This is a genomic window from Streptomyces sp. NPDC054770 (assembly GCF_053611985.1).
Window position 1 is genome coordinate 79007 of the sequence record NZ_JBSHBL010000023.1, and the last position, 26509, is coordinate 105515.

7 protein-coding genes are annotated in these 26509 nt (G+C 69.5%); 6 read left to right on the plus strand and 1 reads right to left on the minus strand.

Annotated features, from left to right (window positions below; all coding sequences use genetic code 11):
• The 5 genes from ACWGKQ_RS21525 (at position 1) to ACWGKQ_RS21545 (ending at position 13615) form a co-directional block, all read left to right on the plus strand.
• Positions 1 to 3813, plus strand: coding sequence for a hypothetical protein (locus ACWGKQ_RS21525; protein ID WP_453293535.1), 3813 nt, complete (start codon positions 1 to 3; stop codon positions 3811 to 3813).
• Positions 3810 to 7571 (plus strand): DEAD/DEAH box helicase, encoded by a 3762-nt coding sequence (locus ACWGKQ_RS21530; protein ID WP_453293536.1) that lies wholly within the window; start codon positions 3810 to 3812, stop codon positions 7569 to 7571. Before ACWGKQ_RS21525 ends, ACWGKQ_RS21530 begins: the two co-directional genes overlap by 4 nt.
• Positions 7555 to 10782, plus strand: coding sequence for a hypothetical protein (locus ACWGKQ_RS21535; protein ID WP_453293537.1), 3228 nt, complete (start codon positions 7555 to 7557; stop codon positions 10780 to 10782). The genes ACWGKQ_RS21530 and ACWGKQ_RS21535 overlap by 17 nt, the downstream gene beginning before the upstream one ends.
• Entirely contained in the window at positions 10763 to 13219 is a 2457-nt protein-coding gene (locus ACWGKQ_RS21540) for an ATP-binding protein (protein ID WP_453293538.1), read from the plus strand. The genes ACWGKQ_RS21535 and ACWGKQ_RS21540 overlap by 20 nt, the downstream gene beginning before the upstream one ends.
• A 168-nt stretch (positions 13220 to 13387) precedes the next feature.
• Positions 13388 to 13615 carry a hypothetical protein gene (locus ACWGKQ_RS21545; protein WP_453293539.1) on the plus strand — a complete coding sequence of 76 codons (228 nt, stop codon included), beginning with the start codon at positions 13388 to 13390 and terminating at the stop codon, positions 13613 to 13615.
• Between the two features lie 978 nt (positions 13616 to 14593).
• On the opposite strand, the gene ACWGKQ_RS21550 is transcribed toward ACWGKQ_RS21545, so the two are convergent.
• Positions 14594 to 19573 (minus strand): LamG-like jellyroll fold domain-containing protein, encoded by a 4980-nt coding sequence (locus tag ACWGKQ_RS21550; RefSeq protein WP_453293540.1) that lies wholly within the window; start codon positions 19571 to 19573, stop codon positions 14594 to 14596.
• 250 nt (positions 19574 to 19823) lie between these two features.
• On the opposite strand from ACWGKQ_RS21550, the gene ACWGKQ_RS21555 reads away from it, so the two are divergent.
• Positions 19824 to 26327, plus strand: coding sequence for an RHS repeat-associated core domain-containing protein (locus tag ACWGKQ_RS21555; protein ID WP_453293541.1), 6504 nt, complete (start codon positions 19824 to 19826; stop codon positions 26325 to 26327).
• Positions 26328 to 26509: the final 182 nt, after the last annotated feature.

Here is a 26509-nt window from a genome sequence, read left to right on the forward strand (position 1 = left end):
ATGAACGCGGGGGAGACAGACCTCTACGGAGCCGAGTACGTGGACGAGTTACCCGTCCACGCACTCGCCTTCGACGACGTGCACGACCAGACGCACGTCGACGCCACCAAGGAGGCCGCCGCGATCCTGGCGCTCCTCGGCCGCCTTGGGGCGGTCGCCGCACCGGGCGTCCCAGAGGCCGTGACGTGGGACCTGAACACGGTCGAGGAGCGGCTCGCCCACTGGGCGTCATCGGGAGGCGAACGTACCTCGGTCCTGCTGTGGATCGGGCACGGCAAGGGGAAGCACAAACAGGCCGGCCTGCTCGTACCGGGGAACCCCGAGAACACTCGCGCGGCCCGCGTCGTCCCACAGACCCTCGCGTGGCACCTCCACGACGAGGCGAGCCGACGCGTGGCACCGCACTGGGCCTTCGTGGTCGTCGAAGCCTGCGGATCCGGGGGTTTCGTCGACCGGGTCGCCGAGGAACTCACCGCCGTCGGCGCCACTGCGGAGAAGGAACTGGCCCTGCTGCTGGTCGGATCCGGCCAGCATCTCGGTCCCGGACACCTGGGCACCTTCCGCGAGAAGATGGCCGAGGTCCTCGACGGTTTCACGGACCACGACAGGGACATCGAGCCCGGAGAACTCGCGCACCGCCTCAACGCGCACGATGGGGTGTACGCCCGTGCCATCGGGTGCAGCAGGCAACTCCCATTGCGGCCGAGGACGGCACACCCGCTGCCGGTGACCGCCACCGTGGAGGACTACGACCGGCTCCACCGGCTCCTCGACACTCAGACGGACAGCGCGCTGGCGCACTTCCTACGCAGTGGCGTCTGCAGCGGATTCACTGAACTTACCTGGGGGTTCACGGGCCGGGCGGCCGACCGCCGCGGTGTCGCCCGCTGGGCCGCCGACCCGCACACGCCGGGCATGCTGATCGTCACCGGCGCCCCCGGTGCGGGGAAGTCGGCGCTGCTCGGCAATCTGATGGTGCACGCGTACCCCGCCGTCGGCGAGGAGCTCCACGCGGCGGGGTTCGCGGACCGACTCGATCCGGACCTCGCGCTCCCCGCCGTCGACGCCGTTCTCCACCTCGCCGGCTCCACCCTGGACGACGTGGTCGGCAGGCTTACGACGCTGCTGGGCGTCGCCCCCGCCGAGCCGGGACTCGCCCTCCAGGAGCGGATCGCCGCCCTACGCAAGGCCGTGGAGGCCCGGGCTAGTACCGTGATCATGGCCGACGCACTCGACGAGGCCCGCGAACCCGTCCTCGTCGCCGGCCTGTTGAGGGAACTGGCTCCGCTGACCGGCGTACGCCTGATCGTCGGCACCCGGCCCACCGCACCTACGCCCGTCGTCGGGCACAGGCCGCCCGGTGAGGTGAGCCGCGCCCCGGAAGGGCAGACGCCCGGCGCCGACCCGGTCCTGCCTTCCGGACGCGGCACGCGCGCGGCCTCGGAGGAACTGCTCGACGCGCTCGGGCGCGACACCGGCCATGCCCAGGTGCACGCCCTGGAGCGCGACGCCGAGGCCGTGCACCGCTATGTGACCCGCAGTCTGCGCGACACGCCCGGAGGGCTGTCCGCCGAGGCCGTCGACGGGGTCGCCGACATCGTGCGGGAGCGGGTCGAGAGCGGGGACTGGGAGTTCCTCCAGGCCTCACTCGTCGTCCAGGAGATCCAGCAGAGCCCCGAGCTGCTCCGACCGGAGCGACTGGCCGATCTCCACCGGCTACTCGCCCACGACCAGCGGGGCCTGTTCAACTCCGCCGTGGGAAGGATCGCCGAAGGTTTTCCGCAGGCCACTCCGCTGCTGGCCGCGCTCGCCCACGCTCAGGGCCGCGGCCTGCCACGCGCCGGCCAGCTGTGGGCCACCGTTGCCGGCGCCCTCGACCCCGGCGGGGTCGCCCCCGCCGACGCCGACATCGCCCGCCTGCTCCACCGCGCCGCCGCGTACGTACTCCTCGACGGCGAGGACGGCCACACCGTCTACCGGCTCGCGCACCGCACCTTCGCGGACAAGTTCCTGGAACGGTCGGGCCCGCACGAGCGGGCGGCCGTCCTGCGCGCGCTCGTGGCCCTCGCAGCGGACCGGGTCGAGGCCGCCCCCGACGTCCCGCTGCCCGGCCACCTCGCCCGGCACCTGTCGGCGTACGCGGCCGAGGCCGGACCCGACGGCTGGCGGGAACTGGCCGGGTGCCCCCGAGTCCTGGACCGGATCGACGTGCCTGCCCTGGCCGGGGACGTCCTCTCCGGCGGGATGTCGCTGACCTCCGAGGCCGGGAACGCCGGACGGCTGCCCGGCGGTGTGCTCGGCACCGTGGCCTCGGCCCACCTCATCCGATCGGCGTCGCCCGGTGACCGACCGGGCCTCCGCCAGCTCGGCGCCGCCCGCATCACCGGCGAGCACACCGAGGCCGGACCGGACGCCGCGTGGCGGGTCTGCTGGAGCCGGATGGCGCGGCACTTCCCGCACCTGCCGCTCGATGGCCATGTCCGGCCCGTGAAGGAACTGGTGACCTGGGACGCGGAGACCACCGTGCTCGCGAGCGGCGCGGAGGACGGCACCGTATTGCTGTGGGAGCCGTGGGCCGGGCACGCGCCGGTCGCGGCGCTGCCCGCACCGCTGCGGAGCAGCCTTCTGGCCATGGCCGCCCTTCCGCCCGGCGGCGGCCACGGCCCCCGGCTCGCCGTCGCCCACAACGACCGGAGGGTACGGATCTGGGACCTGGGCGACACCCCCGCCGTCCACGCCGAGACCGATGTGCCCACCATCCTCACCGGCATGGCCGCCGTGCCCGGGCCACGGCTCGCGCTGACCGGCACGCAGGGCTACGTCGCTCTGTGGGACTTCACCCGGCCGACGGACAGGCCACGCTCCGGCGCCGAGCCGGCCGGACGCGTGCACGGCGTCGTCTCCGTGGCACAGCGACGGCTGGTCACCGTCGACGAGGGCGGCTACGTCAAGGTCTGGGACGCCTCGGGAGAAGCGCCGCGGAGCCTCGTCTCCGGCCGCCCCGCCACGCCCCCGACCGCCCTCGCCGTGCTGCCCGGCGCGCCCGGCGTCGTACGGTTCGCCTCCGCGCACACCGAGGCCGCGGCGGGCGACGCGAAGGCCGCGGCGGAAGTGACCTTCTGGACTCTCACCGACGACGGCCTCGCACAGGACGGCGAACCCCTGCATACCGGCGACAGCGCGCTGACCGCCATCGGCGCGATCACCGGGACGGGGGGCGGCACCCGGCTGGTGACGGCGGCCCGGGACGGCTCGCTGTACCTGTGGGACCCCCGCACCCGCACCCGCACCGGGGTGCTCCGCGAGGGAGCGTCGGCGCCTACGGTTCGGATACTGCCCGTCACCGGGCCCACCCGGGTGCCGCTGCCCGCCACCGCCGCGAGACGCGACAGCGCCGTACGGCTTTGGAGCCCGCACACCTCCGGCGCCCCGGCGGGAGCGGCGGGGCCGAGCGAAGCGGACGGCCTGGACGGGACGCCGGACCCCGGCGGCCCGGCGGACCGGGCGCTCACCGGAGTGACGAGCGTCGACCGCGCGCTGGGGCCCGATGGCGAAGAGCTGCTGCTGCTCGGGCTGCGTGACGGCACCCGGCGGGTGTGCTCCGCGGCCGACGGCGCCGACCGGGCCACCGGGAACGACAGGCCGGCGCCGCTGCCCGGGACGCTGCCCGAACTGCCGGACAAGCTGGGTGCCCGGTTGCGGGACTGGGCCGTACTCGACCGTCGGCGCACCGCGCTGGCGCTGGATGACGGGGTGATCGTGGTGGAAGCCCTCCGCCGACGCCCGGCCGGACAAGGGGAGACGGAGTCATGATCACGGAACTCGACGACGAGACCCCCGAGGAAGTCCTCGACTCGCTCTTCACCGGCGACGGAGCCCCCTTCGGCCCGTACGTCCGTCACGGCGCCGCGGTCGCCGTCGCGGGCGGTCGCATGATCCGGGCCACCCTCGGCCGGCCCGGCGACCCGGAACGCTACGACGTGTGCGTGTTCCGGAAGCTCACGAGCATCGTCGGTGAGCTGTGGGAGCACGAGGTGCGCAGCCTGCTGCGCCTCCAGGCACTCAGCCACCCCGCGCTGCCCGAATTCGTCGACGGGAGGTACGACGAGGGCCTCGGCGCGGCCTTCACCCTCACCCGCCAGGAGGGCAGCCGGGTCAGCGAGGAGTGGCACGAGGGCGACTTCCCCGGCTGGGTGGAAGGCAACCGGGACGTGGTGTTCGACCAGTACACCCTGCTCGTCGACGCCCTCAGCCAGCTGCACGGCGCTCGCATCTTGCACCGCAATGTGACGCTCGCCGCGATCACGATCCGCCGCACCGATCAGGAGGACCGCTACTCCTTCGCGCTGGGCCGCTTCGAGATGAGCGCCCTGCTCGGCAACCTCGTCCAGTCGATGTACGCGCCGACCCGGGACAGCGACTACCGCAGCATGGTCACCGACCTGTACCTGGAGGCGCACGACGGCATCGCGCCCGCCCACCACCTCGCGTACCTCGCGCCCGAGACATGGCCGTCGCTGTTCTCTGACAACGCGCCGCCGCGCCGGGACTGGGCCAGTACCGATGTCTTCGGGCTCGGGGTGTTCGGCTGGGAGCTGTTCTGCGGCCCGCTGGCCACGACCCTTCCGGAGGCGTACGCCGCGGTGGCCGCGGCCGCCCCGCCGGAACTGCCGGACGCGCTGCGGGAACTGCACGCTCGTATGCGCCAGCACCTGAACGTACACACCGCCGTCCGGGTGCCCCGCGAACTGCGGCAGGTGCTGCTCGATATGCTCGATCCCGACCCCCGCGGCCGGTGCTCCTCGTTCGAGGCGGCCCGGGCGCTGGAGGAGAACTGGGAACCCATCAGCTCGGTGTGGTCCCGGCACCAGGAGACCGAACGGCCTTATCTCGTCGCCTTCATGCCCGAGCAGTCCGTCGACACCATCTACCGCCAGCGCCGCTGGATCTCGCGCAGCCCCATCGAGACGGCCGGCCGAGAGGAACTGCAAGCCTTTCTGGAAAGGGAGTTGCGGCAGGCTGAGCTGGTCTGGATGCCCGGCGGCGCCAAGGGATACGTGTACACCGGCCGGGAGGAGCGGCTCGCCCAGGCCGAGTGGGTGCTGATCGGAGAACGGGCCGTCTGGTTCTGCGCCTTCCTCTATGACGAGAAGCTCACCGGAGAGATCAAGAAGACCCACGAGGACACCCTGGTCATCAAGTACCTCGTGGACCGGAGGTTCGCCCCGGAGGTCCTCGCCGCCCGGCCGCGCCGCCGTGTCGGCCGTCTCGACCTCGTGCCGTACAAGATCGGGCAGGACTTTGGCGACGACGTGCACGATGACCGGCCCCTCTGGGTGCCGATCACCGAAGCCGTCAGGGCCGCGAGTGCGCCCGCGGACCCGGAGAACAAGGAACTTCTCCAGTCCATGCGCTTCATGATGGAGTATCAGGGAGTCATCTACCGCGCCCGCCAGTACGCCTACCGGCTGCCGGAGGGCGCCCACTCCGGCAAAAGCTACGTGCTGGAGCACGACCTCAAGCGCGACCGTAAACGCATCAACGAATCGCCGCTGCTCACCGCGTACGCAGGGGATCGCGTGCGCCGTCCGTCCCTCGGGGACTTCGCCGCCGCGCTGCTCCACGAAGAGGGCGGGGGCACGCTCACCGTCGTACGCGACGATGGCGGCAAACCCTACTTCGGCCGCGACTCCGTCGAGGTCAGGATCGAGCGCAAGGAGGACGAGGACTCGATCACGGTCACGGCGCCGGGCGGTCAGACCCTCCCCGAGCGAGGGTGGGTCCGCCCGTCGGGCGACCGCGGCACCGACATCCAATTGCGCCGCATGGCACGGGGGATCGAGGCGCTGCGGCAGCGGCACGGGTTGATGCGCGCGTTGCACAGTCCGTCCTCGATCCGGCTCAGCCGAGGCCGGTGGAGCCACGAGGGCGAGGAACGGATAAAGCGCCTCAAGGGCAACGCCCCGCAGATCATCAACGAGATGCTGGACTACCACCCCTTCTACGCCTTGCAGGGACCACCCGGCACCGGCAAGACCACGGTCGCCACCCACGCGGTCCAGGAGTACCTGGATGCCGAGCCGGGAGGACGGGTGCTGGTGAGTGCCCAGTCCAACCACGCCCTCGATAGCCTCGGTGTCCGTCTGGCCGAGCGGCTGAAGAAGGAGATCGCGGAAGGGAAGGTGCTGCTGCTCCGGGAACTCCAGGACAGCCGCAGCGACGACCAGCTTCCGCCCGTCCTGCGGAATCACACCCTGACCACGCTCACGCAGCGACTGAGGGAGAAGATCGTCGAGGCGGCGCACGGCACCACCGACCCCGAGGAGGGCGGCCCCGTCCTCAGCCCGACGGAGCAGCATCTGAGGGACGAGTGGGCACGGGTCGTGGAGGGCAACGACGTGGAGGTCTCGGACCGGATCAAGGCCGGCGCCAACATCGTGCTCGCGACCTGCTCGATCGCGGGCACCCTGAACGACGACATCCGTGACGCGACCGACGTCTTCGACTGGGTGATCATTGAGGAGGCGGCCAAGGCGTGGCCCACCGAGATCATCATGCCGCTCGCCCTCGGCGTTCGCTGGACCCTGATCGGCGACCACCGGCAGCTCGGCCCGCACCGCGCGACGGATCTCGCCGGCTTCCTGGACCGACTGAAGTCGAACAGGAGCGACGAGATCATGCGCCATGTGCAGGCCACAGACCGTTACCTCCGTCATCTGGAGCTCTTCGGCTCGCTGTTCGCGGATGTGACGGGGGACAGCGCCGACGAGGAGGACCAGGAAGGCGCCGACGCGGGGGCACGGATGAGCGTCACCCGCGTCGTCCGGCCCTCGCCCACGGCCGAACACCGGCCCCTCAATCGGCTCGTGAGCCAGTTCCGAATGCACCCGTCGATCGCCGAAACGGTCGGGCGTACCTTCTACCAGAAGAGGAAAAAGGACGGCGGTGTCGAACGGGACGACACGGGCCTGCCCGTCAGCTTCCTCGAATCCCCGTCAACCGAGGCCGAGATGCTCCACGGCCTCAGCCGACCGTCGTACCTCCAGAACGCGCCGCTCGTCTGGCTGGACACCTCCCAGCGAGACGGCTGCCGGGACCAGCCGCACTGGAGCAACGGGGGCGAGGCCGCGCTGGTCCGAGATCTGGTCGTCACCCTGCGCGAACAACGGCCTGACCCGGGCGACCTCGCCCTGCTCACCCCGTACATTCAGCAGCAGAAACTGCTGCGCAAGCGCCTGGCCGAACGGGGGATCGAGGACAAGGTGCACACGGTGCACTCCTTCCAGGGGCAGGAGGCGGACATCGTCGTCGTCTCCCTGGTGCGCTCCGTCGAACAGGGCCCCCACCCGCGGCAGAACGTGGGCCACGTCGCCCAGGCGGAGCTGATCAACGTCATGCTCTCGCGAGCCGTACAGCTCCTCGTCGTGGTCGGGGATCTGCGGCACTTCGAGAAGCACGGCGGGGAGGACTGGCGGACCGTCATCGACGTGTTCCGGAGCCACGACGCGATCAAGCCCGCGCCTGCGTACCTCGGGACACAGGAGGAGGCGACTGATGGCCCAGACCATTGACATCGCGGTGCCCTGCCAGGTCGTGACCCTCAACCTGGTGCTCGGCCCCGAAGCGGGGACGACCACTTTGGAAGGTCTTGTCGCACGCGGCGTCGTCGCCGGCCGACGCACCGTCCAAGAGCTGGCCCAGTTGTTCTCGCTGCCCCACCGGGTGATGCTGGACGTGATCCACGGCCTGTGGACCAAGGGCTATGTGTCCATCGACTTCTCCGACGGCTTCCTGGAACTCACCGAGACCGCCAAGGATCTCCTCGCGGCGGGCGACGGCCTGCAGGACGCCTCGACACAGACGGAGCAGCGCCAGTTCGTCTTCGAGCCGATGACCGGGAGCGTGTTCGTCTTCGAACGGTCCCTGCTCAAGGCGCCCGTGGACAGCGTGGAGGTCCCGATCAGCCAGGGTGTCGGTGCGGACGACCTGCCGCGCGGTGAACTGCTGCGCGCGGTGCGCGCCACCATCCGGCACGAGCAGCGCACCAGGGGACTGCGCAGCAACATCCTCGACGTCTCCTTCGGTAACCCGCTGATCAGCACCGACGGCGGCGTCCGCTGGCTCTCCGTGAGCGGCACCGTCCAGATCGACCCCGAGACCGGGCGGCTCGCCGTGTCCCTCTCGGACACCTCCGGCTGGAACCGCCAGGCCAGGGACCGGTTCCGCAGTCAGATCGCGGCACTCGCCGAGCAGAGCCCGAACGACCCCTTCGTCACCTCCCTGCGGAACAAGGCGGAGCCCGCGGACCCCGAACGCATCGACCTCGGTCATCTCGCCGACCGGCTCACCGCCCTGGTGGCGCGGACCGGCACCGCGGACCCGGCCACGATGGAGGCGGACAACGACGAGCTGACGGAGGCCGCCGGACGGCTCGCCGAACGCGTCGACCAGCTCGCCGACTTCCGGGCCGCGGCCACACCCGTCGCGGCGGGGGAGGACGTGACCTGGTGGCGCGGCGAGCTCATCCGCCGGGCCCGGCACCAACTGGTCCTGTCCGTTCCGACCATCGACTACTCGGCGCTGAACGACGTGTTTCCCGAGCTGGAAGCCGCGTTGGCCCGCGGGGTCACCCTGGTCTTCCTCTGGGGTACCGATCCGACGGCCACCCTGCCCGCCAAAGTCTCCACCGCGCTCTACGATCTGCAGGCGCGGCACCCGGAACAGGTCCTGCTCGCCAACCGCAGCTCTCGTACCCGGGCCTGCGTCCTGATCCAGGACGACGAGCGGGCCTTCGTCGGCACCCGCAGTGTCCTCGATTTCGACCCGGGCGGCAGCGTCCTTGTCCAGGCCGCCCCGGACACGCCGGGACCGGCCCGCTGCGTCGTCGACCTGTTGCTGTGGGCCCGGCGGGTCTACCCGTACCGCTCGGACAGCCGGCGCATCGCCTTCCGGCACGAGGACTTCGGCCGGACCCGGGAGACCGCTGCCGCCCCCGGCCTCGTACCGCCGGGCCGGCTCCCCACCCTGGCCGACGGCTGGCGGGACGACCAGGTCGCCGCGCGCGTCGTGTGGACCGCCGAGTGGGAGGACGTCCAGGCTCGGCTGGTCGGTGCGGTCGCCGCCCTCCGGGACGGCGCCCCGGTCGTCCGCATGACCGACGACGCCGACTACCGGGACGCCGTCCATCAGGCCCTCGGCGGAACGACGAACCGGCTCGCCATCACCGACGACCGCGCCGACCGCATCGTCTGCGGAGACTTCCTCGCCCGCCGTCTGCGCCTGCGGCTCGACGCCGGCGCGGTGCTCCACCTCCACCACCCCGCGCTGCCGGCTCCGCTGTCCGAACCCGGACAGTACGACCATCTCCTCGCGGACCTCCGACGGCGGCGGACCTACCGCGAGGGGCGCGCGGAGGTTCGCGCGATCGTCAGCGACCACGAGGTTCTGACCGGCAGCTACTCCCCGCTCGACCGGCCGACGGCACGCTCGGCGGCGTCCTCGCACAGCGGACACGTCGGCCTGCACGTCCTCGGCGCCGACTTCGCCGTCGCCTTCACCCGCACCCTCGGCATCGCCGACTGGGAAGCCCTCCCCGCCCCTGCCCAGCCGGCCGCAGCGTCTCGTCCCGAGGAACAGGTCGTGGCCACGGACACCGGCACCGCGGCGCGCCTCCCCTGGAAGATCCTCGAAGCACGTGCTGAGGATCCGGCGTGCCCACCCGAGACCCTGCGCGCCGAGATCGCCAGAACCCTGCGCGAACACCCTGCTCCCGGCCCCGACTGGGACACCTGGGCGAACTGGCTGCTCAAGGATGCCTGGCGCCGGAACGCGTTCCTGGAGGCGAGCCTGCTGGCTCCCCGGATCGGAACGGCGGCCGCCTTGTCCCCGGCGCTGACCGCCGCCGCGGTACCCGTGGAACACGGACCCACCGGCGAGCTGTTGTTCTACGCGATCGCCGAACTGCTCACCGGTTCGCCGCAGGAACGGGCCGTCGCCCTGGTCGGCACGATCGCCGAGCTGCTGCTGCGCGGCGGCGAGACCGGCGTCTTCGCCTACACCGAACTGGCGGGTGCCGACGGGGGCGGCCTGGACGGGATTCCGCCGACCTGGTCGGAGCTCGCCGAACTGACCGTGGCGTACCACCAGATCGCCCTGACGGCACTTCCGCTGCACTTGCTGGAGGGTGAGGCGGAGCACTCCTCGCAGGCCGACCGGATCACCAAGCGGTGGCAGGAACTCGCCGAGCGCGCCCAGAATTTCACGGCGTCCCGCCAGAGCTTCGGCTTCGCCTCGGGGCGGTATGTCCACGAAACCCTGTGCGAGGCGGGCGGTTTCCTGGACACGATGATCACCGTGGGGCTCGCGGGCGGGGGCACGGAGAGCGGACGCGAGGAGCTGGCCACCCTGCTGCCGGACCGGGACATCAGGGAGTACGTCGATAAGATCGTCGCCGATATGCCGCGGCTCCCGGGCCCGCGCAAACGGCAGCAGATCCAGTGGAGTCGGCATCTCAACTACGCCGAGCGGATCGACACCATGGTGGACGACGCCCGCATGCTGATCCGGGACACGGCCGAGTTCGCGGACCGGGACAGCGCCAAGGGGCCCGTTTCAGCGGATCACCTTCCCCTCGCCGTCTTCGTCGCGCAGCACTGGAACCAGCTCTTCAGCGAGGCGGACGCCCTCGGCGATCCGTACCGTATGCCGGCCCTGGCCCTGCTCAAGCAGCTGCGGCTGCTGAGCAGGTCCCGGAAGGAGCCCCATGACCACCCCGCTGCGTGACTTGCTGGCCACCTGGCCGGGCCGCTTCCGCCACCGGGCCGTGCTGCTCGCGCTGGCAGACGGAACCGCCGACCCGGACCGCGAGGCACTGGGCGACGACATCCTGGACGGGTTCGGTGGCCGGGAGCCCGCCGAGGTGTACGAACGCCTGGTCCACGACGGCGAGTTCACCGCCGCGGAGGCGATGCTCCTGGAGTGCGCGGAGCTGGACGACCCGTCCGGGCAGCGGTGGGCCGCGTTGCTGGCCGCCCGTGACCGGGCCGACGAGGCCGCCCGGCTGGAGGGCGGGGAGCTGATGCGCCGCGCGCAGGAGGCGGGCCTGGAGATGGGACCGGACGAGGTGGACGAGTTCGCCGCCGCCGCCCGCCGACGGCAACCGGAAGCCACTCTGCTGCTGAAGGACCGGACCGGGCACATCGACCGGATCGTCGACGCCGAGACCGAGATGCTGCGTGCCCGGATCGCCGCCAGGTCGACCGGCGGGGAGAGCGACGCGCAGGAGCCCCACGGGGCGGCCGCCGACCTCGAAGCCCTGCTCAAGGCAGGCCAGTTGAGGATCGTCCGCTCCCGTCTCGCCCACGAGCCCGCCACCGCTCTGTTCCCCGAGGCCGTACCCCCGCTGTGGCCGGGGGACTGGCGCGAGCTGACTCCGCAACGGGTCCTGGACCTGATTCGTGACGAGACCGCACAACGGGAGGCGGGGTTCGCCCGCTGGAAGCCGGCCGATCAGCACGGCCGGGAACTGCTCGACGCCTACGCCGGACTTGAGCACAACCACGAGAGCTCCGCGGTGCGCTTCGCCGCCGCGCTGGCCACGGCCCTCTGTGGAGGTGGCACGGAGCCCCGGGCCGACCGCCGTCCGGACGGCGACGGTTTCGTCACCTCGCTGGACGGGCTCTTCACTGAGGAGCCGCTGCGCCGCTTCCACACCTCCGGGCGGATCGATCTCTTCATCGCGCGCCCCGACGTACGGGAGATCCCCGCGGATCTCACCGGCCACTCCGCCAACAGCAGGCTCTGGCTGGCGCTGGGCCCGGACCTCGAACCCTCTGGCTATCTGGGCCGCGCTCATGTGGCGGTGGTCACGCTGCGCGATCTGCTGCGGCTGGCCACCGTGCGGGAGCGGCGTGCCGTACTGCTGCTGCGGCTGATCGCCCGGCAATGGCCACTCGACGCGCTGACGGGCTCGACGGTCCAGGACTTCCGGCGCGTCCTGGCCACCGACCGGGACGCCGCCTGGCAGACGCTTCGCTGGATTCTCGACCTGACGGGGGCCGGCGACGCGGTCGCGGCCGACGCCATGGCCGGGTGCACGGGGATGGACCCCGGACTACTGCTCGTCATGCTGCGCGCGGTGGTGAGACCGGGCTGCGGGTGGCCCGGCCCGGTGTCCGGGTCCCGCCGGGTCGACGCCTGGGAGGACCACCCCGAGCTCGTCGGGGCGCTGGAGGGTGAACTGCTCGGCCGCTGTACGGATACGCGGTCCGAGGCGGCGTTGTGGGCCGCGCTGGTCGTCGCGGGACCCGACGGCAGCGTGACGGAGGAGGACATGTCCGTCATCACGGAGGCGGTCGCGGGCGGCCGGAACGTCGACGCCGCGATCGCCGCCGGCACCGAGACCCTTCTGGCCAACGGAACCCTCGTACGGACCGCTGAGGGGGAGCTGACGCTGCGGAACTCCGCTCTGGAACGACGGCTGCGGCAGCGAGCCGAGGCGGAACTGGCCACGGCCGTCGAACGGCTTCCCGCGGAGCCCGCCGCCCCAGCCGCCGAATCCGTCGTCGCCCCGGAAGTCGCGCTGCTGACGGGCTGGCCCGCCCACCGCCACCTGCTGACCCCGTCCTACGCGGCCTTCCAGGAGCTGGCCGGGGCGGAGGGCGCGGAAGCGGGGGAACTCCTCGACCGCGCCCGCACCGTGCTCGCCGAGACGGCCTCGTCCGACCCCGTCGTCCCCGTCGGCACGGCCGCGCTGGACACCGTGCTGGCGGTCCTGACCACGGAACTGCGCTCCGTTTTCCCCGAGGTGCATGTCGACGTGCGCTGTCCCGAGAACACCCGGGTCGCGGTCGCCGACGACGCCCTTCGGGTCGTGTTCCACGAACTCCTCGACAACGCGGCCGAGGCGCTGTCCTCCCGGCAAGGCGGCACGATCAGGATCGACGTCGGCCTGCAGGCGTACGACGCCGTCGTCGATGTCCGGGACAGCGGCCCGGGCTTCGCTGCCGATGTACGCGGCCGGGAACGCACCGTGTTCCGCGAGGGGTACTCCACGCGCGGGACAGGCCGCGGCGCCGGCCTGTCCCGCGTCATGAGGATCTTGCAGATGGTCAGACCGGACTTCGCGGGCATCAGTGCGTTGCCTTCGGACACTGCACCTTCGACGCTCAGGGGCGCGCATTTCAGCGTCGTACTGCCGCTAGCCGGACATCCCGATTGACAGGTTGCTGTGGTGTAACGCCGCAGGTCACTAACCGGTGCGCCGGGAGACATCGGGTCGTTGTGCGCAGGGACGCTGCGCTGGGGGGATCGGGTTCGTACGTGGGCGGTGGGGGCGCCGGGCTGCGGAGGAGTGTTCCGTGGTGGAGCACAGCGGAAGGGGTGCGCGGTGGCGGACGAGATGAGGCCAGGCGAAAACCCCGCGCGGTGGCAGATGGACGACACGACCGGCTGCATACTCTTCGGCCGCCGCAGAGTTGACGAGGCGGTGCGCCCGCACGACGTATCCGCCGGCGAGGACCAGGAAGTGCGGCGAGCCGCAAGCGATCACGTCGGCCTGAAGCCGCGTGTGCAGCTCCGGCATGCCTGTCATGCGGCTGCCCGGTGCGTGAAGTGAGCTGGGAAGCATCTTCCCATACTGGGCGCACGGTGCGGCCGACGAGGGTGTGCAGCACTGGCCACAGTTGGAGGAGCAGATCTTGGCCAAGGTAACGTGACAGGTCATCGCGTAGGCCCTCGTGCCGGACGGTGCGGTACATGCCCATACGCTGGCGAGGCTTGCCCAGGTCGTACGAGGCCACCCCGTACCGGGCCATGTGAAGCGGCAGATCCACGACACCATGGGTCGCCCGCGCAGCTCGTCCAGCGACTCCGGCAGACGGCGGCGGAACCTCTCTCGATACAGCGCGAGATCCTCGGCGTCCATGCCTGAGACGTCCCTCGGTGTGGGGCGCTGTGGGCTGGAGAGCATGACTCCATAATGGCGGCTGGTGACGTTGTGAGGGGCATGATGTGCGAGTTGGTGTCCGGAGCGAACGGGGGAGGATGCCTGGGTGAGCTGGTTGCCGCAGCCTGCTCAGTCCTGAGCAGGACGAACTCTCGGCCGTGACGCTCGTTTGACGCTCTGGGTGCCTGCAGGATGGACGATGAGCCGAGAAACCGGCTCTGACCAGGGATTTTCTGGGATCCGTTCAGGTCGACATCTTTCCGATGACGCATCATGTGGAGTGCGTGGCGATCCTTGAACCGGCCGCAAAGGCGTCCTGACCTGTGCGTTCGTGGATCCGATTGGTCTGCTCGACCTCTTTTGGAGTGCCGAGCGGGTACACCGTGTGGAGTGCGGTGTAGTGCTGAAACTGTCACCGATGCGAGGGTGGTGAGGCGTCACCTCAAGTGCGTGACGATCTCGGAACCCGTCACCTGATGCTCTGGAACGCCGTTTTACAGACCTGCTGAACAGGCTCGCAGATGCCGACTCTGCGTGAGACCCCGGCCGGGCAGAACGAGCAGGGCCTCAGCAGAGCTTCGGGTTCATGTGGTGCGCCGCTGTGGGTGCTCCTGGCTGTTCGGCCGGGAGCACCCACAGCGGGAGCGGTCAGGGGATTTGCTGGTAGAGGGCGGTCACCTGGTTGGGGGTGAGGGCGTAGTTCCAGGCCTGGACGGTGCTGATCAGGCCGGGGAAGAAGTCGGAGTTGCTGCCGTTGTACAGGCTGCGGCCGATGGTGAAGGCGTTGGCGGCGTTCCAGGAGGTGACGCCGGTGGCCGTGCCGACGAGGGTGCCGTTGACGTAGAGCTGGGCGGTCTTCGTGGTGGCGTCGTAGGTGCCGACCAGGTGGGTCCAGGTGTTGGCGGCGGCTGCTGTTGTCGACTCCGCGACGGTGAGGGCCGGGTTGGTGGTGTCGGTGTCGGCGAAGGTGAGGGCCCATCGTGGGCTGTTGGTGTTGGCGTAGTCGTACTGGAGGTAGAAGGGGCTGTTCTGGGTGCCGTCCTGGGCCGCGACGGTGGCGTTGCGGGTGGGCAGTGAAGAGAGTTTGACCCACGCCGAGACGGAGTAGCTGCCGGCGGTGTTGAGTGCCTGGCCGCCGCCGGCGGCGTAGCCGGTGGTGCCGTCGAAGGAGAGGGTTTCGCCGCGGGTGGGGTCGTTGGTCCAGGCGGTGGTGCCGTTGAGGGTCAGGGTGTTGCTGCCGACGCCGGTGGTGTCGTTGACGGTGTAGGGGGTGTCGGTGGGGGCGGTGTCGTTGGCGATGGTGAAGCCGTCGCCGTCGTCGAGGGCCCAGGTGTCGTGGGGGGAGAGGATGGCGAGGGTTTCGGCGGCGTATCCGGGGTTGGTGAGGTTGACGTGGTCGCCGGTGTCGGCGGCCGTGGCGAGTTTGTTCTCGCCGTTGCTGGTGTCGGGTACGGCGAGAGCGGTGTCGAAGTCGGCGAAGTAGACCGGCGGTGTGGACCAGGGGCTGCCGAGGTCCATGTCGTCGAGCCAGCCGTTGACGTCGGAGCGGTTGGCGTCGACGGTGCTGGTGCAGGGGTCGTTGGCGGCGGCACCGTCGCCGGCGAAGCCGTCGCAGGGGGTGAGGGAGGTCAGGGTGGTGGAGATGCCCCAGCCCTGGAGTTGTTGGACGAGGGCGGTGTAGCCGTTGGCTTCCAGATCGTCCGGGGTACTGCCGCCGAGGAGGTCTTCGAGGCCTTCGTAGACCACGACGCTGCTGATGCCGGGCTGGTCGAGGATGTCGCGGTCGATGCGGGAGAGAGCTGAGGGGCCGCCGAGGGTTTTGGCGTTGTAGGTCTGAGGGTTGTCGGTCATGAGGTCGTTGGACTCGATGCCCTCGGCGATGGTGCCGTAGGGGCTGGGGGTGGTGGGTTCGGCGCCCTCCAGGGTGTCGGAGACGCGGCTTCCGCTGGCGACCGGGGTGGTGTTGGGCTGGAAGGCGTCGATGAGTCCGTCACCGAGCACCGCTTCGGTCGGGGTGTGGCTGGTGGTGACGTCGACATTGGTGACGAGGTCGGTGAACCAGCCCTGCAGGGTTCCGGTGCTGTCGTCGAAGGGCGTGCCGGTGGTGTCTGTGGTCTTGTCCCCGGCGCCGGTGACGGTGACGTACTGGTAGGCGTTGTTGGCGAACGAGTGCTGGACCAGGTACGGCACGGAGTTGCTCAGCTGGTAGGAGACGAGGAGGTAGTGGTTGGCGGTGACGGGGAAGGTGAGCGGGTCGCTGTAGACGGAGCCGCCCACGGGGATGGTCACCGCCTGGCTGCCGCCGAAGGTGAGGGTGGTGGGGGTGGCGGTGGGCACGGCGGAGGGGCCGCCGGACGCGGAGTCCTGGGCGATGGTGGCGTGGCCGATGGACAGCTTGCTGGTGCCGAGGGCGTTGTCGAGCTTGATGCGGACGGTGTTGCCGGAGATCGAGGCGGGGAGGGCGATACGGAAGGTCTGGTTGGAGAAGTTCGCGCCCTGGAAGTTGTACTGGCCCTCGTTGGGGTTGGCCCAGGCGCCGGTCCAGCTCTGACCGGTCGGTGCGGCGGCGGTGGTGCCGGTGGCCTCCGGGGTGCCGGTGGTGGTGTTGCGGGTGGCCATGCCGAAGATGTGCAGGGACTGGGCGTGGTAGCCGATGTGATTGCCCACATCGGGCAGCGTCACCGAGGCGATGGTCTTGGCCGGGTCGATGGGTACGGAGAAGGCGAAGAGCCGGTGCGGGGAGGCTGCCTGTCCCGCGACGTCGTTGCGGTGCGGCAGGACCACGGCGGCGATGGCGTCGTTGCTGACGCTCCAGTTGGGGACGGTCAGGTCGTATTTCGCGGTGGTGCCGTCGGTGTAGGTGATGGTGCCGGTGGCCGCGCAGGCGCCCGCTGGGTCGGTGCCGTTGAAGCAGTAGGAACCGCTCACCGGGGTGCCGGCCGGGACGTAGGGCGCGGTGTCGTCGTTGGCGATGGCGCCCGGTGTGGACAGGCCGGAGTAGCTGGAGGTGGCGAGGAAGTCCAGGGCGCTGCCGGAGCCGTTGTAGGTGATGGTCTGGTTGGCGGCCAGGACGTTGTCCTTCTGTCCGGAGCCGAACGCGGGCAGGGTGAAGGTGGCTCCGTCGATGGTGACTTTGCCGCCGCTGGCCCAGCCTGCCGTGGTGAGGTCGGTGGCGGAGAAGCTGTCGCCGACGCCGTCGATGTCGGCCTGGCCGGGGTTGGCGTCGGCGCTGATGCCGGTGTTGTTGAAGCACGCGGACAGGCTGGCGCAGGTGGTGTTCGGGTCTCCTGTGGCCAGGAACGGGTAGCCGGTGGCGCCGGAGTCGTCACCTGCGGCGTCCACGGCGTACACCCACAGGGTGTGCGGGCCGGGGGAGTAGGGGGTGATGGTCACCGCGGCGGCGTTGCTCGAAGCGGTGACGACCTGGGAAGCGGGCGGGTTGCTGGTGGCGGGCGGTACGTCGACGGAGTAGACGAACTTCGTCGCGCCGGCCCCGCCGCTGGTGGCCACGTTGAAGGTGCCGGCGGTGCCGGCCGCGGCGCCCGCGCCCCCGTCGTTGTCGGTGTTGGGGTAGAGGCCGTTCTTCGAGGTGACGGTGGGGGCGCTCGGTGCGGTGGGTTCGGCGACGAAGTGGCAGGTCGGGGACTGGGTGTAGGAGGTGGAGTCCTCACCGTCGGTGACCTTGACCTGCCAGTCCACGATCTGGCCGCTGGTCAGCGAGCTGATGAAGCTCGACGGCAGGCTGTAGGCGGCGGAGGAGCCGCTGGCCAGGTTGTCGCTGCTGAGCCCGGTGTGCAGGGTGGTGGAGCCGTTGATCCAGTACTGGAAGGTCGCCTGCAGCTTGTCGCTGTCGGCGTCGGAGACTTTCGCTTTCAGTACGGGTGGGGTGCTGGCGATGGTCTTACCCATGTACGGGTAGTCGGGGCCGGTGGTGTCGCAGGCCGCGTCGTCCGCCCCGGCGACTGCGGCCATCGTCGATTGGGAAGGGGCGGCGGGAGGGAGGTTGTAGAAGATCTCCAGGCTGGGGTTGTGTGAGAAGCGGGAGAAGCCGCCGTCGTCGTGGCCGGCCTCGGCGGAGTCCTCGCTGAGTGTGGCGGTGAAGGTGGCGGAGTGACCGGCGGCGTTGTGGGCGATCGGGGTGAGCACGTTCAGACCGTGGGTCACCGAATCGTTCGAGGGGCAGAATGTCGGGTTGTAGGCGCGCGCGTAGCTGGCGGAGGTGGAGTAGCTGTTGTAGCCGGGCCGGTTGTTCCAGTCGGTGCCCGATCCGAGGCCCCCGGACCAGTGCAGGTTGACGGTGTAGGAGCTGGAGCAGGACGCGGAGTAGATCTCCGTGGCGTTGACGGTGGCGGTGTTGATGTGCGCGCCGAAGATGGTGGAGGACAGCTTCCACTGGTAGATCGCGTGCTCTTTGCCCGTGTAGCAGGAGCCTTCCTGCCAGCCGTTGTAGCCGACCCCCAGGTATCCGTTGTCGGCGAGTGAACCGGTCTGGTTGTAGAAGGACTTGTTGGGGCAGCCCTGTTTGACCTCGTCGAAGGCCGGGGCGGCGGGATCGTAGGGGTGCCAGTTGAACGTCGGGTCGATATAGACCGGGAACACCGTGGAGCGGGCCTTCAGCATCCGCGGGTCCGGTACGAGTGACAGCCCGGAGGCGGACACCTTCGTACCCACCGGCGCCTCACGTGCGGCCAGCCCGGGATGCGCGGCGTCCGAGGGGTCCGCGGCTACCTTGGCCTTGCTCGCGGTGCGCGCCTTCCCGGTGGCGGGGGTCGGCAGGGCGGTGTTGGAGTCCCACATCAGTGGGCTGGCCGCGTCCATGAGGTCTCGGCCACGGGTGTCACGCAGCGCGAGGTTGTCCGCGCTGCCCCGGGTCAGACGTCCGCCGGTCACCCGGGTGCCCAGACGGAGGGTGGCCAGCGCCGGGTTCCGGGCGGCGGCAGGGGAGTTGACGACCAGTGTGTCGGTGAAGCCGCCGGCGGCGGTGGCGGAGACCACCAGGTCCACCGAGGGGAGCACGGACCGGTACGTCGCGGATCCGCCCTTGATGACGGGAGCGGGCAGCGTGCCCGGCCAGGAGACGGCCATGCCCACGCCGTCGTACCGCGTGGCGACCAGCGGGGCGTGGCCGCCACCGGAGAAGGACACGGTGCCGTACGCGGTCGCCGCCGGAGACCAGGTGCCGTCGCTGTTGTGATGCAGTGTCATGTCGACGGCGACCCAGCGGCCGTGCTGCCTGGTCCGCACGGGCTCGGGGTTGGCCGACAGCTGGAATCCACCGCCGGGCCTGACGGTCACCTGCTGGACGGGGGTTGTCAACGAGCTGATCGTGACGGCCTTCCCGGTTCTCCGGGCAGTCGCCGCAGCGGTCTCCATCGCCTCACGCTGGGCGGCTGACGGGCCGTATCCGTTCGGCAGCTGTGACAGGTCCGATCGCTTGGGCGTGTCTTTGGCGACCGGGGCGGATGCGCCGGAGGAGTACCGGGCCGTGCCCCCGGTGGCGTCCCCGGGGGTGTCGGCATGGGCCGGGGTCAGGCTCGCTGTGGCGGCGACCAGGGCAAGCACGGCGGTGACCGCGGCTCTGCCGCGGCTGGTGGTTCTGGGTGCGCCGGGTATGTGGTGCCATCGCATGTGGAGATCCACCCCTGTCTGATGACCTGAAGATCCAGTGGTTGACGACGCTAGGAGTCCGCTGTTGTCGGGGGCCAGAGGGGCAGGGTGGCTGGAGTCGATCATTCCGCCTGATTGACCGCGGAATGTTGTCATGTAACCGACGTAAGAGTCTGGTTATGACTCGGCAGGAGAGTTCGTCGGGTGTGAAGGGATGGGTAGCGTCCGCTCGGATCGAGTGATCGTTATGGACACCGAGGAGCGGGACGCTGTGGTTTCTGGTAGACACCGGGGCAACAAGGCAGTCCGAACGGGCCGGGTCGTACGCGCCCGGCTGAGCCGTATTGCCCTGCGCGCCCCCACCGCGGCTCTCGCAACAATGGCTCTGTGCGCCGCTGTTCTGCAGGCAACGCCGGCCGACGCGGCCGGTCGGCACCAGGCGCCCACCCCCGCCCATGACAAGCCGGTGCCGGTCACCGCTGTGGCCTCGCACTACCACCGCCCCAAGCCCATGCCGGCCTACCGCCCCCCGCACGTCTCATGGCCCTCCGGCGCGGCGAAGGTCACCCTGGGCGGGGCCGGGGCGAAAGCGAAGCGGGCATCCGACGCGGCGATGCGTGCCGGGTCGCTCCCGGTGTGGATAGGCCCGGCGAAGACCGCAGCGAAGCGCAACGCCGCGGGGGCCGGGAAGACCACGGCCGCCACTCCGTCGGGCGTCGGCGTGCGGGTGCTGCCCCGCAGCGGAGCGAGCGCCGCAGGCGTGAACGGCGTCCTGCTGGGCCTGGATCGCAGCGACGGCAGCAACGCCGAAAGCCGCGTCGGCCTGGAACTGGACTACTCGGCGTTCACCGCCGCCTTCGGCGCCGACTGGGCATCCCGCCTGCACCTGGTGACGCTGCCCGCGTGTGCCCTGACCACGCCGCGGCTGGCCCGCTGCCGCACCCGGACACCGCTCACCTCCGCGAACGACAGCACCACGCGCCGGGTGAGCGCGAACATCACCCTTCCCGCAGTGAAGAACAGCACCGCGACCGAACAGGCGTCGGTGGTGGTGGCGGCGACCTCGTCGGCAGGCGGAGGCGGCGGCGACTACTCCGCGACGTCGCTCAAGCCGTCCGGGTCGTGGCAGGCGGGCGGAAGCACCGACGCCTTCAACTGGTCCTACCCGATCGGCACCCCGGCGGTGCCGGGCGGGCTCGGCCCGAAGATCACTCTGGACTACAACTCGCAGTCCCAGGACGGTCTGACCTCCTCCACGAACAACCAGGCCTCGTGGATCGGTGACGGCTTCGAGTACAGCCCCGGCTTCATCGAGCGCTCCTACCAGTCCTGCCATCAGAACCCGTCCGGCACGACCAAGACCCAGGACAACTGCTGGTCCGGCAACAACACCATCACGCTGTCGCTCGGCGGCCAGTCCACGACTCTTGTCCAGGACGACACGCACGGCGACTGGCATCCCCAGGACGACTCCAACGAGCGGGTGCAGTACAAGACCGGAGCCACCAACGGAGCCCAGAACGGCGAGTACTGGGTCGTCACCACGGACGACGGCACCCAGTACTACTTCGGGCAGAACCAACTGCCCGGATACGCCAGCGGGAACACGGCCACCAACTCGGTGTGGACCGAGCCGGTCTACGCCACCGCCTCCGACCAGCCCTGCTACAACGCGACGTTCGCCAACTCCTGGTGCCAGCAGGCCTACCGCTGGAACCTCGACTATGTCGTGGACGCCCACCAGGACGCGGTCTCGTACTTCTACACCACCGAGACCAACTACTACGCCCGTGACCTGGGGACCACCGCCAACACCTCCTACATCCGCGGCGGCTACCTCAACAAGATCATGTACGGGCAGCGGGCCGGCACGGTGTACTCCACCTCCCCGGCCGGCCAGGTGACCTTCACCGTCAACGGCCGCTGCTCCACCTCCGCCACCGGCTGTGCGACCTCGGGCCTGTCCTCCTCGACGGCCGCCAACTGGCCCGACGTCCCGTACGACCTCAACTGCGCCAGCGGAGCCGCCTGTTCGATCAACTCCCCGACCTTCTGGTCGGAGTACGAACTCACCGGCATCCAGACCCAGGCCCTGGTGGGCACCACCGAGACCAACGTCGACTCCTGGACACTCACTCACTCCTTCCCGGCCACCGGTGACTCCACCACCGCCTCCCTGTGGCTGTCCTCGATCACCCGAACCGGGCAGGACACGGCCGGCGGCGGATCGACGTCTCCGATCACGATGCACGCCGTAGCGCTCAATGGCACGCCGCTTTCCAACCGTGTCAACGTCACCAACGGATACCCGCCCATAACCCGCCAGCGGCTCAACACGATCACCACGGAGACCGGCGGCATCATCAACGTCGCCTACTCCTCGGCGGCCTGCGCATCCGGAACCCCGAGTGACCCGAGCCAGAACACGAAGCTGTGCTACCCGGTCTACTGGACCCCGGACGGTAAGACGGCTCCGGTCCAGGACTGGTTCAACAAGTACATCGTCACCGGCGTGACCCAACAGGACCCGACAGGTGGCGGCGTCAACGACACCATCGCCACCCACTACTTTCCGGTGGGCTCCCCGGCCTGGCACCACGACGACAACCCGCTCACCCCGTCCGACCAGCGGACCTGGAACGAGTGGCGTGGCTACCAGGGCATGAAGGTGACCACCGGCACCGCACCGGACCCGGTCACCGAGACCGACTACACCTACTTCCGGGGCATGGACGGCGACACCCTGCCGGGCAGCGCCACCAGGACCGCGACGGTCACCGACTCTCGCGGCGATACGGCTGTCGCCGACTCGGATCAGTACGCCGGTGACACGTACGAGACGATCCAGTACAACGGCGCGGACAGCGGCAAGGTCGTCACCGACACCATCGACGATCCGTGGACCTCCGCCGCGACCGCGACGCACAGCCTCGGCAGCGCCCTGCCTGCCCAGCACGCCTACCTCACAGGCCAGGCCAAGGAACGCGTCTACACTCCGCTGTCCAACGGCAGTACGCGGGAGACGGAAACCGACTACACACACGACTCCGACGGCAGAGTCACCAAGACCAACGACCTGGGCGACGCCTCCATCGCCGCGGACGACAAGTGCACCACGACCAGCTTCGCGGACAACACCAGCGCCTGGATCCTCAATGCGGTGGACGAGACCGCCACGGTCTCGGTGAGCTGTTCCGGCACACCCTCTCTGCCGAGCGACGCGGTCTCCGACACCCGCAGTTTCTACAGCGGTTCCACCGTCTTCGGTGCTGCGCCCACGACGGGTGACGTGACGATGACGCAGAAGGCCGCCTCCTACAGCGGCTCCACCCCCACGTTCGTCACCACGTCCTCCGTCACCGTGGACGAGTACGGACGCACCCTGGCTGCCACCGACGCCGACAATCGCACCACACATACGGCTTACACCCCGACCACCGGTGCTGAGCCGACGTCGGTCACTGTCACCGACCCGCGCGGCTACGCAACCATCACGACGTACGATCCGCTGGGCGAGCTCGCGCTGCAGACGACCGATCCGGCCGGTTACGTCACCAAGCAGCAGTATGACGCCCTCGGCCGGCCGACGGCCGGCTTCAAGCCGGGCATCTCCTCGGCCACCCAGAAGTTCAGCTATGCGCTGTCCAACACCGGACCGTCGGTGGTCACCAGCCAGACACTCAATGACGACGGCTCCTACCGCACCAGCGAAGTCCTCTACGACGCGCTGCTGCGGCAGAGAGAGGTACAGGTCAGCGCAGAGGACGGCGGGCGGCTGATCACAGACACCGTCTACAACACCGACGGCCTGGTGGCGAAGAGTACCGATTCCTACTACACCACGGGCGTGCCGTCCTCGACCCTGGTACAAGCACAGGACGGAGACATCCCGTCCGAGACGGGCTACGTCTACGACGGCGCCGGCCGTCAGACAGCGGGCATCGCTTACGCCCTGGGCACCGAAACCTGGCGGACCACCACCAGCTACGGCGGCAACGTCATCACCACCGTCCCGCCCGAAGGCGCCACGGCCCAGAGCACCTTGACCGATGCCCGCGGTAACACCATCGACCTGTACCAGTACCACCAGGGCGTCTCCGCCGACCCGGTCAACGACTCGGCCGGCGACTACTCCGACACCCACTACACCTACGATGCCAACGGCAACCGCATCGGTGAGACCGATGCCGCAGGCAATGCCTGGTCCTGGACGTACGACCTGCTCGGCAACCAGACCTCCGCCACCGACCCGGACACCGGAACGTCGCACTCGACGTACGACAACGCCGATCAGCTCCTGACGGCAACGGACGCCCGCGGCAAGCAGACCACGTACACCTACGACACGGACGGGCGGAAGACCTTCGCCTACGACACCACCGGAGGCGCGGCCACCTCCACCGGCGACGAGATCGGCGCCTGGACCTACGACACTCTGAAGAAGGGCTACCCGACGTCGTCGGTCTCGTACCAGCAGGGCACCGCCAGCCCCTCGGTGGCGAACACGATCCTGGCCTACAACGGCTTGGCCAAACCCGCGGCCAGCAAGGAAACCGTGGCGAACCTGCCCTCCAACGAGGCAGCCCTGGCCCCCGCCGCCGGCTACACCACCAGCTACAGCTACACCCTCACCGGAAGCCTCGCCTCGCAGGGTGACCCGGCATCAGGCGGCCTGCCTGCCGAGACCATCAACTACGGCTATGACACCTACGGCCGGCTCACCAGCCTCGGCAGCGACGGTGCCACCGCCGCCTGGGACTACGTCACCGCCGTCGGGTACTCCGAGTACGGCCAGCCCCTGCAGTACACCATGGGCCCCTCCGGCTCCTGGGTCGCGCTGTCCCTCACCTATGACGCGCAGACCCGGGCGCTGACCGATGCCAAGACCACCGACGCCACCGCCGGCAACGTGGTCGACGACACCAGCTATACCTACGAGGACAAGAGTAGAAACGTCTCGGCCGGAGCAGGCCTGGTCACCTCCACCACCGACAAGCAGAACGGTGGCGCCACCACCGACACCCAGTGCTACCAGTACGACTACGCCACCCGGCTGTCCGCGGCCTGGACCGCCACCGACCAGTGCGCCGCCACGCCCACGCCTGGCGGCAGCGCGTCCGTCGGCGGCCCGAATGCGTACTGGCAGAGCTGGACCTACGACGCGGCCGGCGACCGTAAGACCCAGACGGACCACGACACTTCGGGCACCACGGCCGACGACACCACGACCACCTACAACTACCCGTCCCAGGGCTCGGCCACCGACCAACCTCATACCCTCACGAGCACCACCGCGACCGGTCCCGACGCCGCCAAGAACACCGCGTCCTACGCCTACGACCTGTCCGGCGACACCACCGGCATCACCGGGGGTGCCACCGGCGACCAGACCCTGACCTGGAACGACCAGGGCAATCTCGCCACCGACACCACCAGCGCCGGCACCACCAGCTACCTCTACGACACCGACGGCAACCTTGTCCTGCGCAGCGACCCTGGTCAGGCCACGCTCTTCCTGGGTGACGAGCAGCTGGTGGAGAACACCTCCACCTCGGCCCTGTCCGGTACCCGCTACTACTCGATCGGCGGCACGACGGTCGCCGAGCGCTCCAGCACCGGTGACATCCAGTACCTGATCCCCGACCGGCAGGGCACCGACAGCCTGGCCATCGACTACCAGACCCTGACCGTCACCCGCCGCCAGTACCTGCCCTTCGGTGGCACCCGCGGCACCGCTCCCACCACCTGGCCCGGCGACAAGGGCTATATCGGCGGCACCCCCGACCCCACCACGAGCCTGGAAAACCTCGGTGCCCGCGAATACGACCCGGCCAATGGCCGCTTCCTCTCCGTCGACCCGGTCTTCAACGCCGCCGATCCCATCCAACTCGCGGGCTACGGCTATTCGGGTAACAATCCGACGACGCGATCCGATCCGACCGGGCGTGACAACTGGTGGGCCGACCCCACCATGAACAAGCCTGTCGGCAAGGGTGCCAAGCCCATCACCCGGCACCAAGCCGACGAGGAGGGGTTCGGTGACGAATGTACTCCCGGAACGTGCTCGGGGTCTCGTTCCACCATCGAGTACAGCAAGGAATACCAGGCGAAAGTGGTGACGGACTCACGCGGCAACAAGTACCGGATCGGCGAAGAAAAGATAAGAAACGCGCAGGAGCAAAAAAAGGTCGAGGAAGAACGATCCGTTCGGGAGTATCTCAATCAGGCCTTGAAGTTGGGGAAGGAATTCTCGGACGGAAGCGATGACGGATCCGGTGAGGAATTTCTTCCGGTAAACCCGATAAAAGGCTCCAAGCGGGGGTCGGGGACTTCCGACCTCGTCAGGTTGACATGGGAAGACGGGGAGTTGGTGGACGTCAGGGCGGTGGACATTTACACGCCGGAAGAGGGGAAAACCGACGTTGAACCCGTCATGAAGAGCATCACCAAGAAGCAGGGGCAGGCCGACGAACTTGTCGTGAATATCAAGGGACTCGGGAAAAAGCTTGGTGAATCACTCGGGCAAGCCATATCGTCGGCAAAGCTCAAGTTCGACTCTGTGCGTGTTGTCGGCAATGATGGATACGACACACGGATCAAGGGCGAGGGCAGTGCACTTGATGCACCGTCGGCTGCCTCGAAACCTCAACCGGAGACGGTGCCGGATGGGACCCCCTGTGACTGTGAAGGGGCGGACGGAGGTGTCGGAGTGGTCGATCCGCTCACTGAGATCATGGATGACATCATGGGTGACGAGGCGGGGGAAGGAGCGTAATGAGAATCGAAGGCGAGGCTGGACTTCGGAGATTGTCGAGGAAACTTTTCGGCCCGTCGTTCCGCGAGATGCAGTCCGAAGAGGTCCTTACCCCCGACGGACTGCTGCTGTGCGGCTTCAGGAGTGATCAGGCGGACCTGATGGGGCTATGGGCGAAGGCGAGAAGTCTTCATCCTGAGACC